This is a genomic window from Spirosoma endophyticum (assembly GCF_900112365.1).
GTDB lineage: Bacteria > Bacteroidota > Bacteroidia > Cytophagales > Spirosomataceae > Spirosoma > Spirosoma endophyticum.
The window spans coordinates 553,960-567,418 of record NZ_FOLQ01000004.1 but is presented as its reverse complement, the minus strand read 5'-3'; the positions used below and the strand labels follow the sequence as shown (position 1 = coordinate 567,418).

Below are 13,459 nucleotides of genomic sequence, written 5' to 3'. Positions count from 1 at the left end.
TTTATGCCCACGGCGAACATTCTGAATCTCTTCGATCAAACTATTTTTTACGGTTCGATTACCATTGACAACGGTCGCATTACCCGAATTAATCGATTGGGTAACGAGCGGGCTGGTGAACCGTATATATTGCCCGGCTTTGTAGATGCGCATGTTCATATCGAGAGTTCCCTGTTGACGCCCCCGCAGTTTGCACGTCTGGCCGTGGTGCATGGTACCGTAGCAACGGTGTCGGACCCCCACGAGATTGGTAATGTACTGGGCGTGAAAGGCGTACACTACATGATTGAGGAGGGGAAACGGGTGCCGTTTAAGTTTATGTTTGGTGCCCCCTCCTGCGTTCCGGCAACAACTTTCGAGATGGCCGGCGCTACGATTGATGTTCAGGATGTTCGGGAGCTATTAGCACTAAAAGAAATTGGCTACCTGGCCGAGATGATGAATTTTCCGGGCGTACTAAATCAGGATGCTGATGTACTGGCCAAAATCGCGTTGGCGAAAGCCTTTAATAAGCCCGTTGATGGCCATGCTCCCGGCCTGATGGGGGATGACGCCCAACGCTATATTGATGCGGGCATCAGCACCGACCATGAATGTTTTACCTACGAAGAAGGACTGGATAAAGCCAAACGTGGTATGCAGATTCTGATTCGCGAAGGAAGTGCTGCCCGTAACTTCGAGGCATTGATTCCGTTGCTGGCTGAATTTCCGAAACAAATCATGTTCTGTTCCGACGACAAGCATCCTGATACGTTAGCAGAGGGACATATCAATCAACTGGTCGTGCGGGCGCTGGAGAAAGGGCATTCCGTCTGGAACGTATTGAGAGCCGCCTGTCTGAATCCTGTATTGCATTACCGTTTGCCCGTTGGCCTGTTGCGCGAAGGCGACCCCGCTGATTATATCGTAGTTGATAATTTAGCCAGTTTTCGGGTGCAGCAAACCGTAATCAACGGTGAAGTTGTGGCCGAAAATGGCCAGTCGAACATGCCAGATTTGCGTAGTGAGCCGGTCAATCACTTTAATTGCTCACCTAAAACGACAGAAGATTTTGCGGTGATGGCGATTCCCAATGTTACACACATTCGGGTAATTGAAGCGCTTGATGGACAGCTTATTACCAATGAACTGCATCTTGAGCCACGTATTGAGAACAATCAACTCGTGCCGGACATTGAGCGCGACATGCTGAAATTAGTCGTTGTTAACCGGTATCAGGACGCTCCACCCGCTATAGCATTTATCAGGAACTTTGGGTTGAAACATGGAGCCATTGCTTCATCAGTCGGCCACGACTCACATAACATTACGGCTGTTGGTTGCGATGATGAGAGTATTTGCCAGGCTATTAACCTCGTTATCGAGGCTCAGGGGGGATTATCGGCATGGAGCAGGGGGCACGGGGCAGGGAGTAAGGAGCAGGATGTAGATGGACCAATTGCTGACCCCGCGCCCCATACCCCGCACCCCATGCTTCTTCCTCTACCAGTTGCCGGTTTAATGACGGATGAAGATGGCTACGACGTAGCGGCTCGATACACGACACTGGATCAGTTTGCGAAACAGGAGTTGGGGAGTACGTTAGCTGCTCCTTTCATGACGTTGTCGTTTATGGCCTTATTAGTAATTCCTGATCTGAAACTGAGTGACCAGGGATTGTTCGATGGTAAAACGTTCTCATTTGTACCGCTTCAAATAGTGAAATAGAGTTTTAAAAAAAATTTATTTAGTTGCCTTTTTTAATTCTATTTTTTATCGGTATGTTTACAGACCACAAGGCTATTCCTAACCTCTACTTATTCCCTCTCTACTATGGCTCGCTCTCGTACACAAATCGGCCCCGACGACGAAACCCTTTGGAATTTGTTTCGCAGTGGCGATGAAAACGCGTTTGCCCGGTTGTACCAGAACTATGTTCAAACTCTCTACCATTACTGTGCGCACTTTGCTACCGACCGTGCGCTGATTAAAGATTGCATCCACGACCTGTTTGTCGAACTCTGGAAACACCGTACCACCATCGGACCAACCACCTCAGTGCGGTTTTATCTGATGGCCTCCATCAAACGTAAACTTGTCCGCCATTTAACCGCTGAACAGAAATTAATCAGCCAGGATGATATTACAAATGGTCGGCGCGTAGGCGATACGTTACCCGGCGCTGATCCATCGCACGAGAACCTGCTTATTGCCCATGAGGAAGATACTTTTATGAACGATTGTCTGCATCAGGCGCTCGAAAAACTTCCCCGTCGTCAGCGTGAAGCGGTTCACCTGCGGTACTTTCAGAACATGAGTAACGAAGAGATTTCTGCCCTCATGCAAATCAATATTCAATCTGTTTACAATCTTATTTTCGGTGCCATGAGCAACCTCAAGCGGTATGTGACACCGGAAACTGTTTCTTTCTAATTCCGACTATTCCTAAGCCTTAATCTAACTCAGCCCGGTACACCTGATCGTGTACCGGGTTTTTGTTTGTATAGGGCGTTCGGGGTAACTTCGCTGAATGAATACGGACTCAACGCCCCTTCCTGAACGGGTTCGCCCCCGCACCCTCAATGATGTAATTGGTCAACGGAAACTGATTGGCCCCGCCGGCGCCCTACGTCGGGCTATTGACTCCGGTCGCCTGCCGTCCATGATTTTGTGGGGACCACCCGGCGTTGGCAAAACTACATTGGCCTTACTGTTAGCTGAAGCTGTCAAACGACCATTTATTGCTTTGAGCGCTATTAATTCTGGCGTTAAAGAAATTCGCGACGTTTTGGGTCGGCCGAGCGGCATGTTTCCGCCGGTGGTGTTCATCGACGAGATACATCGCTTCAACAAAAGCCAGCAGGACGCGTTGCTAGGCGCTGTTGAAAAGGGCCAGATTACGCTTATTGGTGCCACCACTGAAAATCCCTCATTCGAGGTAAATAGCGCGTTACTCTCTCGTTGTCAGGTCTATATCCTGGAAACACTCAGCCGCGACGAGTTAATTCAGGTTGTGGACCGGGCGATTGCACACGATCCATTTCTTCAATCCAGGACCATAACGGTCGAATCATACGACGCCTTACTGCGTCTCTCGGGTGGGGATGGGCGAAAACTGTTGAATTTGCTGGAACTGGTAGCCTCGGCGCACATTTCATCCGATCCGCTGATTATTACCGATGAGGGTGTTACGACCGTTGCGCAGCAGAACATTGCCCGGTACGACAAGTCGGGGGAGCAGCATTATGATATTATATCGGCCTTTATCAAATCGCTACGTGGTTCTGATCCAAATGCAGCTCTGTATTGGATGGCACGCATGATTGTGGCGGGTGAAGATCCTATTTTCATTGCCCGCCGGATGCTGATCATGGCTTCGGAAGACATTGGCAACGCGAACCCAACGGCCATGATTATGGCTTCAGAAGCTGTACAGGCCATTCGCGCTATCGGTATGCCCGAAGGCCGGATTATTCTGTCGCAAGTGGCGGTCTATCTGGCAACCTCACCTAAAAGCAATGCGAGTTACGTAGCGATTGATGGTGCGATCGCCCTAGCCGAACAGACCGCACACCTGCCTGTGCCCCTGCATCTACGTAATGCGCCCACGAAACTGATGAAGCAAATTGGCTACGGGAACGAATACCAGTATGCGCACGCCCACGAAGGCAATTTCGCTCAACAGAATTTCCTGCCCGACGATCTGAAAGGTCACAAGCTTTACGAACCCGGTAATAATGCCCGTGAGGCCGAAATCCGCCGGAGTTTGCAGAAATGGTGGGGGGAGTGGTACGGGTATTAGCGTTCAACTACTACCACCGCACCTGCCCATCACCTACAACGATCCATTTTTCGGTCACTAATTTTTCGAGCGCAAACGGGCCTCGGGCGTGGAGTTTCTGGGTCGAGATGCCGATTTCGGCACCTAAACCAAACACGGCTCCGTCGGTGAAACGGGTAGAGGCATTGGCGTAAACGGCAGCCGCATCTACTTCGCGTAGAAACTGATCAATAATCGGCTGATTCTGAGACAGAATCGCTTCAGAATGTCGCGACGAATACGTTTGAATATGTGATAAGGCTTCGTCTATCCCGTTCACGACTTTCACGGCACATTTGTAATCTAAAAATTCCCGGCCAAAGTCCTGTGATTGAGCGTGTTGCAGGTTTGTATAGCCCGCTTTCTCGAAAATAGCGTAGGACGTTTCATCGGCGAACACTTCCACATTCCATTTGTTGAAATCAGCTGTCAGCATGGGCAGGAATGTATCGGCAATGGTTTCATCAACCAGCACACAATCGAGTGAATTGCAGACTGATGGCCGTGAAACTCGCGCATTAACGACAATAGCAACGGCTTTCTCTAAATCAGCGCTTACCTCTACATATGCATGACAAACGCCCGCACCCGTTTCGATGGTTGGCACCAGTGAGTTTTTGCGTACGAACTGAATCAGCGAGTCTGAGCCACGGGGAATAATGATATCTACGTAGCGGGTTGCCGTCAGCAATTCGTTCACAACGGCCCGATCGGGGGGTAGCAACGTAACGGCGGCTTTCGGTACACCAAATTCAACCAATACGCTTTGAATCAGGCTGATCAGATAACGATTGGAGAAGTCCGCTTCTTTGCCTCCTTTCAGCACACAGGCATTACCCGATCGCAGACAAAGCGATGCTACGTCGACTGTTACGTTCGGGCGAGCTTCATAAATAACACCCACAACGCCCAGCGGAACGGCAATTTTTTTGAGCTTCAGACCTTGCTCGATGGTACGTTCCAGAATAACCTCACCCGCTGGATCAGGCAAAACAGCTACTTCACGCAAACTTTTAGACAGATCAGCGACACGGGTTTCGGTTAGCTTCAGCCGGTCATATTTAGGATCGGTGGTGGGCATCCGGTCTAGATCTTTCTGATTTTCAGCCACAATCTCAGCCGTATGGGTCGTCAGTACGTCGGCTAACCGATTGAGCAAATCCGTTTTTGTAGCAGGGCTAAGCCGCCGAACGGAGGCTGCGGCCTGCTGGGTTGCCTGGAGAAGCGGTGTAATGGGTGTCATAGTTATAAAAGTACAATATCGTTTGCATTTGCTACGTCAACGTTTTGCTGATTAAGCTGTTGCGCTAACGTTTCAGACGAAATGCGGGCGCGGGCTACGGCTACTGTGGTTTGGTCTTCATCCAAAATTTCAATCATTTCACCGGTGGCAAATTCGCCCAGTATCGCCCGAATGCCCACCGCCAGCAAACTTCGCCGTTTCTGAAGGGCTTTCACCGCACCGGCATCGACCTGAACCCGCCCGACGGCCAGACTGCCGCTACCAAGCCACCGGTTCCGGGCCGAGAGGGCAGAGGGTTGCGGAATAAATTCGGTTCCGATTTCGCTACGGAGTGCCCGGCTGATACTTCCTGGCTCTTTGAGTCCGAAAATGACAACCCGGATGCCCATACGCGTAGCTAGTTTTGCAAAGGTTAGTTTAGACGCCATACCGCCTAAGCCCAGTGATGATTTCTCTGTTCGTACCACACCAAAAACCCGTTCGTCAAAATCGATAATCTGACGCATGATCTGGCCGTTGGCATCCAGCAATCCGCCCACTGAGGTACAGAGCATGAGTGCTTCAGCCCCGAAACCTACAGCAATGAGCGTGGCAAGCTCGTCGTTGTCCGAAAACTTCAGTTCACGGTTGCTCACTACGTCATTTTCGTTGGCAATGGGAATAATGCCGTTGGACCAAAGCTCTTCGTAGGTTTGTTTCAGTTGCAGAAACTGGTCACGATTCGCAAAATGATGGCGTTCGCACAGGCTTTGCGCAATCGAAATGCCATAAATCGAAAAGAAGCGGGAGTATTGATTCAGCAGCAGCAAATTGCCCACAGCTGCCGCGGCTTTGCGTTGGGTAATGTCGCCCCGGTAGTCATGGATAAGGGCTTTCCCGGCACCCACCGCTCCCGACGAAACCAGTACGATGCGATAATGGGGATGTAGTTCCGCCACTTGTCGGGCGATGTCTACCATAACTGGTTCGTTTGGTTCACCAGTTGGTTTTGTAATGGAAGCCGTACCGAATTTGAGTACGAGAATGGGTTTAGACATGCGGCAAAGATAACCAGTAATGCAGCAGCTACAGTACAGGTTCGGTGAAACGGGCTTTTTTGCGAAGAGCCGCTTTGAGTTGCTTCAGATAGTCGGCCTTCGGAATTTCAATGGCTCCATATCGCCGGACATTGTCGTTAATGAACTGTGTATCAAGCAGTGTGTACTGCTGTTGACGAAGAATTTCAATGAGATAATGAAACGCCACTTTCGACGCATTGCTGGTATGATGGAACATCGACTCGCCAAAAAAAGCCGCGCCTAAGCTTACTCCATACAGGCCACCTACCAAACAGTCGTCTATATACGTCTCAACGCTATGGGCCAGCCCCATCTGGTGCAGTTCGGTGTAGGCGTCAATTATTTCGTCTGAAATCCAGACACTATCGTCTTCGGAACGGGGACTTGAGCAGGCTCGCATGACGTCGGTAAAGGCCGTATTGATCCGAATTTCGAATTGATTTCGGTTAAGAACCGGACGTAGTGATTTCGCCGGTTTATAGATATCGATGGGGATAACGGCACGCGGGTCGGGTGCGTACCAGTATAGCGTACCGTCGGTGTCGGCCATTGGAAAAATGCCGTTGATATACCCATAAATCAGGTCGTCGGCGGTTAACTTATCCATGAAAATCGTGGAAGTGTTGCCCGACAAAGATAGAAAATTCGGTGCACATGAAGTAGATAAATGGCTTGTGTATATGTAACCAAACTGATATATTGCAACGTTAAGTAACCGATTAGTACCCACCATCCATGTTCCCTTTCCCGTTTGTCCGGCACCTGCTGCTGTTGACTATGTATGCTTTGCTATGCACGGATATAGCATTGGCGCAAAAAGCCGCTGATCCAGCGCCTACCATCAAATTTGGTAAAATAACACCCAGTCAATTTACAAATTCTGTTGCGGATTCGACCGCCGAAGCCATCGTCCTGTATGACTTTGGTGAGGTAACGTTTGATAATAATGCGGGCGAACTATGGATGAATAGTAATTACCATGTTCGTATACAAATTCGTAAGAAATCTGCCTACGACCGGGCGACTATTCAGCTCTCTACCCGTCGGGGTAAATCAGGCCAGCATGAGATGGTTTCCGACTTTGATGGCTATACGTATAACCTAGTCGATGGGAACGTATCAATCGATCCATTGACCAAAGCAGGTCACTTTACCGAAAAAGCCTCGGATCAGGTGTGGCTTGAGAAATACACGCTGCCTAATGTCCGGGAAGGCTCAATTATTGATTATCAATACACCCTTCGAACCCCTTTTAGTATTGGTTATAATCCTCGTACGTGGCGATTCCAGCAGGAAGTGCCGGTTAACTGGAGTGAATTCCGTATTACTATTCCTGATTACTTTTATTATAAAATTATGCAGACCGGCTATTTAACAATGGCCATCAATGAAAATAAATCGACTGTTGGACCTGATATATTTCCGGGTCATCATGGTGTATCAGCATCAGCGTATCGGTTTGCCATGAAAGATGTTCCGGCTTTCCACGATGAGGCTTATATAACGACGGCCGATGACTACGTATCGAAGATTGAATTTGAACTGGCTAGCTATCAGGTGCCTGGGGTAACGGGTATGTTAAAAAAGGATATAGCCGTTGGGTGGGATGCCATGGACAGAACCCTCCTTGATGACGCCAATTTCGGTGGGCAGATCAAACGGACGGGTTTCCTGCGTGAAACGGCCAAATCATTACTTAGCCAGCATCCCGATACGCTGAGTCGCGTGAAGGCAGCTTATGATTTCGTGCGCCAGACGATCAAATGGAATGAGGGAGCCGCGCTCTGGTCGAGTAGTATCAAAAAAGTATTCGAAGATAAAAAAGGAGATGCTGCCGACATTAATCTGCTGCTGATTGCGCTGTTACGTGAAATGGATATTGAAGCAAATCCGGTGATCCTCAGCACCCGATCGCATGGGCACGTTAATGAAGTATATGCCTTGCTGAAGAAATTCAACTATGTTGTTGCCCAGGTTTCGGTGGGTGGAAAAGACATGCTGCTGGATGCAACCGATCCCTACCTGATACCTGGTATGCTACCCCTCCATTGCCTGAATGGAACAGGAAGGCTGGTCCACCCAACGAAGCCCCGATTTATATCGCTGACTCCAACAGACCGTGACGCGGAGGTACATACGGGTAAATTCACGCTTACCGACGATGGTGAGGTGACGGGTACACTGCTTCATTCGCACGGAGGGTATAGTGCCTGGAATACCCGTAAACAATTTGCACTTGACGGAAAGAAAAAATTCCTGGAGGGCATTCAGAAAAAACGCCCGGCCTGGCAGATTGAAAAGGCTGACTTTTCGGGAGCGGATCTGAAAAGTAGCGCGTTTAATGAAGATTATACAATTACTATTCCCGAAGCCTGTGGTAGGGCAGGCGATCGACTGTACCTCCGCCCCATGCTGACGGAAGCACACGGCAGTAATCCGTTTAAGGAGGCCGAGCGACTCTTTCCTGTGGATTTTGGCGTTTCTACCGATGAAACATTTATGGCGACTTATACGCTGCCCAAAGGATTTCAGGTGGAAGAACTGCCAAAAACAGTGTCTATGGTGTTGCCCGAAGAGGGCGGGCGGTTCTTGTACCAGGTATCCGTTACCAACGAGAATCAGCTTCAGGTGGTCAGCCGGATTTTACTACGTCGCCCTATATATTTTGCGGGTGAGTATGGGCCTTTACGGGAACTATTCAACCGGATTGTGGCTAAACATGCCGAACAGGTTGTCCTGAAACGTGGGACCGTAGCCGAGAAGAAATAAATCCATTATGAAAAAACTTCTTTTACTGATTTCCCTGGTCAGTCAGGCGGCCTGGGCGCAGGTCGACTATCAGGCTGGTATCCTTTCGGCAGATCTGAAAGAGAACGCACACGCTGTCGTTCGTCGGCACGAAACAGTCTTCACCGTTAAGTCGGCAGGAGAGGGGCATTTACGCATACGTAGTGTGGTGACGGTGTTGGACGAACAGGGCGACGATCACGCCAAAAAGCAGGTTTGGTACGACAAGCTATCTAAGGTAATCAATTTTGAAGGGGCTTTGTATGACGGCAATGGTAAGCTGATTAAGAAGCTAAAAAAGACTGATATTGAGGATTATAGTAGTTATTCGGATTATAATCTCTTCGACGATAATCGGTTTAAATCGGCGACATTTCCGAAGCAGCCTACCTATCCGTATACGGTTGAGTTTATTGTTGAGACGACTGAGCGTAATCTGATGGCTTACCCAACCTGGATACCTCAGGATGAGCAGCACTTATCGATTGAGCAGGCCATGTTTACGGTAAATATGCCAGCGGGTCTTGGGTTGCGCTACAAGCAAATGAACATTCCGACGCCTGTTGCTGAAGAAGCGGCTGCCAACGGAGGGAAAACCTATGTCTGGAAACTGGCGAATATTCCGGCGGTAGAATTTGAACCGCTGTCGCCCCCGGCACGCGAGCAATTGCCCATTGTCTATACTGCTCCGACAGAATTTGAGGTGCAGGACTACAAGGGAAAAATCACAAGCTGGAGTGATGTAGGCCGGTTCTACCACATCCTGAACGACGGCCGTGATCGCATTCCCGACGATCTTCGTCAACGGGTAATCGAGTTAACAAAAAACGAAACCACTACGTCCGGAAAGGTAAAAAAACTCTATCAGTTCTTACAGGAGCAGACGCGTTACGTTAGTGTTCAGTTAGGGATTGGTGGCTGGCAAACCATTGAGGCCGAGAAAGTTGCCGTTAGTAAATATGGCGATTGCAAGGCGCTGACCAATTACACGAAAGCCCTGTTGAAAGCCGCTGGTGTGACGGCCCACCCGGCGTTGGTTCGGGCGGGTGATAACGAGCCGGATGCCTTGACGGACTTCCCAAGTTTTCAGTTTAACCACATTATTTTGTGCGTTCCCGACGGGCGTGATACGCTGTTCCTGGAATGTACCGATGGGCATAATCCAGCCGGATACGTCAGTGATTTCACGGGAAACCGTCATGTTCTGCTTATCCTGCCGGAGGGGAGCCGATTAGTAAAAACGCCCGCCTATCGCCCGATTGACAATCTCCAGCAACGACGCATCACCGTCAAAGTGACCGAACAGGGTGATGCTACCGCCGATGTTCTGACACGCTATACGGGTCTACAGCAGGACGTTTATGCCAGTGCACTCCATCGGCTGAACCGCGATGATCAACGTAGCTGGTTGCTGAAACGCATCCGTATTCCAGCGTTTGAGTTAAATAAATTTGCTTATAAAGAACTGCCGGGAGCCATTCCGTCCGTTACCGAAAATCTGGACCTGACGGTGCGTCGTTGGGCGACAACCAGCGGAACACGATTATTTCTGCCGCTCAATCTGATGTCAGCTCTGGGGCAGGCAACACCGCTTACTCAGCCGCGCAAAGCCCCGGTTGATTTAGGCTCAAGTTATGATTATGAGGACAGTGATACCATTACGTATCAGCTTCCCAAGGGCTACTCACCAGAATATCAGATTGAGCCCATGACGATTGAGTCAAAGTTTGGCCGTTATTCCGCCAAGTTTGCTGTTGACGGTGGACAAATCACGTACATCCGGAAGGTAACCATGCACCGGGGGCGGTTTCCAGCTACAGCCTATGCCGAATGGGTAGACTTTCGAAAGAAAGTGGCCAAAGCTGATCGGGCGCAGATGGTGTTCGTGAAAAATTAGGAAAGCCGGATGGCCGTGCTACACTGCGAATCCTAGCACGGCCATCCGAACGTATCACTGTCGAACAAGTCTGGCCGTTCCGGTTTGGGTTGGGGTGCTCACCTTGAGTAAATAAACGCCCGGTGCCCGGCTGATTCGAACATCATGTTTCTGAATGACGCTGGCCTGCTCGATACGATCTTTACTAATCTGACGGCCCTGCATATCGCTCACAACAAACTGTAGGGATTGTCCGGCGGCTCCGCTGATTTCTACCGCAGCCGTCTCTCCCGCAACCGGGTTGCCCAGAACACGTACTGAGAGAGTTGTTGTTTCTTCCGCGGCAAGGCGTGCTCCACTACAGGAGGCTCTCAGGTCCCAAACGTAACTGACCATTTTTCCATTTTGCCGAGCCTGCAACGTAAGTGGTTTTGTATCATTGGCTGTGCGTAGTTCCTGATCCACAAATCGGGTGGGGTTTGTCGTCCAACTCGTAATACCCGCTGCCTGATATTCGATAGGTGAGCCATCACCCCCGCTGGTGTTGAACGTAATAGCCCCTGTCGAACAGTTGTAGGTGGGTGCCATAAGGGTAAAGGCACCAGGCAGGGGCGGTTGTGGTGTTGGCGGATTGGTGCAATAGGCCTTCAAATCCCAGACGTACGTAACGACTACCCCATGCTGACGAGCCTGCAAGGTAATCGGTTGTACGTCATTAGCCGTAATAAGATCATGATCGACCGACTGATATGGATTGGTCGTCCAGTTGGTAATGCCCGCTGCCTGGTATTCGATGGGCGAGCCATCACCCCCGCTGGTATTGAACGTAATGGCCCCCGTCGCGCAGTTGTAGGTAGGTGCCTGTAGAGCAAACGCGCTGCCACCGGCTGGATTAATGCTGAGGATATACGTAGTGCTGGTGGTCAATCCATTAATATCACGGGCCGATACCGTAATGGTAAAGATTCCCGACGCAGTGGGGGTGCCGGCAATGATTCCCCCACCGCCCCCACTGAACGTAAGATTGGCCGGTAAACCAGAGACGCTGTAAAAAAGTGGTAGGCCTTCTGGATCAGTAAACGACGGAATTGCCTGGAAAAAAGGTTGCCCTACGGTGCCTGTCGCGTTCGCAATGACGGGTGCAACAGGTGCCTGATTCGGCCGTAAATAGTACAGTTCCGGCGATGATAAGCCAGTAGGTTGGGCTGTAAAATACAACTGGCCATTGGCGTCGACTAAAGTTTTTACTTTTCCCAGTATATCCGTTGCGTCGGGACTAAATAGCGACACTTTCCAGGTACCCGCATCGGTACCATCACTTCGCCAGAGTTCTAAATCACTATTGTTACTGGATGTACGAGCCGAAAAATATAGCAGGTTACCCGACACAATCATTTGACTGACTAGCCCTGAAGTAAGCTTTTTGACCAATACTGTCCCGGCCTCAGTGCCATCGCTCATCCAGAGTTCATTTGTATTGGATACGAAATAGAGTTTGTCGTTAAACACCGTGAATCGTTCGGCGGACGGTACGTTCTTTACCTGTTTCGATCCTGCTTGAGTGCCGTCTGTTGACCAGAGACCCGCTGATGGGAAATAAAAATACATCTTGCCATTGTAATAACGATAGGTCCCGATAAGAGACACACCAGCACCAGGCGTCAGATCCAGCGAATAAGTACCTTCTGGTGTTCCATCACTAATCCACGGTTCGTCGCCAGTTTTACTCTGGTCGTAACCCCTGAACATTAGTTTATCTTCAAATTGAGTAAGCTGACCAATGAAGTTAAAAAAACGGCTGCCGAAGCCGCCATCCATAACTTCTCCACCTTTTACAAAATGAGTTCCCGCTACCGTTCCATCCGTCACCCATAGGTCATTTGTATTACCTGTGGCGTAGAAAAGCCGGTTATTTATGGCTCTCATTGAGGAAGGCCCCCTGCCTACATCTAGACCCCCAAGTGCTTCAGATAAAAGCTTCGTTCCGGCAGTTGTTCCGTCGCTTATCCAAAGTTTATTGTCGCCGGATGGCGAAAACTTATCAACAAAAAACAGCTTGTTATTAGCAACGGCCAATAAAATAGGATTACTAAATTGGACTGAAGAAAGATCCTTGACAAGGGTCGTCCCGGCTGTCGTTCCGTCAGTAACCCATAAACCACCTCCTGTGGCACTGGTGGCGCCGAAATAGAGTTTATCATTGTAAATTACTAAACTACCAACCTCAGATCCTTTGCCAGGTAACGTATTGATGTTCTTGAGTAAAACTGTTCCGCCGGGCGTTCCATCGGTCGAATAAATCTCTGGTCCATCGGTCGAAGAACTCGCCGAAAAATAAAGCCGACCTTTATACGTCACAAAACCATATGGATCACTTCCGGTGGTTGGCGTGTTGGTAATTTTAATCGGTAATTGCGCCAACAGATAGGTTGGCACGATTAAGTTGAGGAGAAATCCAATGGTAAACAGATGGATTCGTAAAGCTATTTTTTTCATACGTAAAAGGTAAATTTAGAAAGGGTGTTTCGTGTGATAAGTAAAGAACTGACGCTGTATTTCCCAGTATCTTTTGAGTGAACGGTATTTTACGTACTGGCTTCTGCGTGCTGGTTAGTCGCAATCTAATGTTGGAGGGGAAACAGGCTTCTCATTTTTGTTCAGTTGAACGAATTTTTTCAGAATCATATAGCGGGGGA

General features: G+C 49.4%; 9 protein-coding genes. 5 read left to right on the top strand and 4 right to left on the bottom strand.

Annotation, left to right across the window (positions count from 1 at the left end):
- Nucleotides 1–3: 3 nt before the first annotated feature.
- From ade to BM202_RS14315, 3 genes are all read left to right on the top strand, one after another.
- Entirely contained in the window at nucleotides 4–1,707 is a 1,704-nt protein-coding gene (gene ade, locus BM202_RS14325; protein WP_093827143.1) for an adenine deaminase, read from the top strand.
- 105 nt (nucleotides 1,708–1,812) lie between these two features.
- On the top strand, nucleotides 1,813–2,412 hold the full coding sequence (locus tag BM202_RS14320) for an RNA polymerase sigma factor (RefSeq protein ID WP_093827140.1): 600 nt from the start codon (nucleotides 1,813–1,815) through the stop codon (nucleotides 2,410–2,412).
- 97 nt (nucleotides 2,413–2,509) lie between these two features.
- Nucleotides 2,510–3,781: a replication-associated recombination protein A gene (locus BM202_RS14315; protein ID WP_093827138.1), complete on the top strand. Its 1,272-nt coding sequence runs from the start codon at nucleotides 2,510–2,512 to the stop codon at nucleotides 3,779–3,781.
- 10 nt (nucleotides 3,782–3,791) lie between these two features.
- Here the strand turns inward: BM202_RS14315 and BM202_RS14310 are convergent, their stop codons facing one another.
- From BM202_RS14310 to aat, 3 genes are read right to left on the bottom strand one after another with little or no spacing between them, the layout of a single operon-like run.
- Entirely contained in the window at nucleotides 3,792–5,042 is a 1,251-nt protein-coding gene (locus tag BM202_RS14310) for a glutamate-5-semialdehyde dehydrogenase (protein WP_093827136.1), read from the bottom strand.
- Between the two features lie 2 nt (nucleotides 5,043–5,044).
- Nucleotides 5,045–6,079, bottom strand: a complete 1,035-nt coding sequence (proB, locus tag BM202_RS14305; RefSeq protein WP_093827134.1) for a glutamate 5-kinase — start codon at nucleotides 6,077–6,079, stop codon at nucleotides 5,045–5,047.
- Between the two features lie 28 nt (nucleotides 6,080–6,107).
- On the bottom strand, nucleotides 6,108–6,707 hold the full coding sequence (gene aat, locus BM202_RS14300) for a leucyl/phenylalanyl-tRNA--protein transferase (RefSeq protein ID WP_093827132.1): 600 nt from the start codon (nucleotides 6,705–6,707) through the stop codon (nucleotides 6,108–6,110).
- 128 nt (nucleotides 6,708–6,835) lie between these two features.
- On the opposite strand from aat, the gene BM202_RS14295 reads away from it, so the two are divergent.
- Together BM202_RS14295 and BM202_RS14290 are read left to right on the top strand one after the other, a co-directional pair.
- Nucleotides 6,836–8,869 carry a transglutaminase family protein gene (locus BM202_RS14295; protein ID WP_093827130.1) on the top strand — a complete coding sequence of 678 codons (2,034 nt, stop codon included), beginning with the start codon at nucleotides 6,836–6,838 and terminating at the stop codon, nucleotides 8,867–8,869.
- A gap of 7 nt (nucleotides 8,870–8,876) precedes the next feature.
- Nucleotides 8,877–10,784, top strand: coding sequence for a DUF3857 domain-containing protein (locus BM202_RS14290; RefSeq protein WP_093827128.1), 1,908 nt, complete (start codon nucleotides 8,877–8,879; stop codon nucleotides 10,782–10,784).
- A 54-nt stretch (nucleotides 10,785–10,838) separates the two neighbouring features.
- Here BM202_RS14290 and BM202_RS14285 read toward each other — a convergent pair whose 3' ends face one another.
- Nucleotides 10,839–13,259, bottom strand: a complete 2,421-nt coding sequence (locus BM202_RS14285; RefSeq protein ID WP_093827126.1) for a putative Ig domain-containing protein — start codon at nucleotides 13,257–13,259, stop codon at nucleotides 10,839–10,841.
- Between the last annotated feature and the right edge of the window lie 200 nt (nucleotides 13,260–13,459).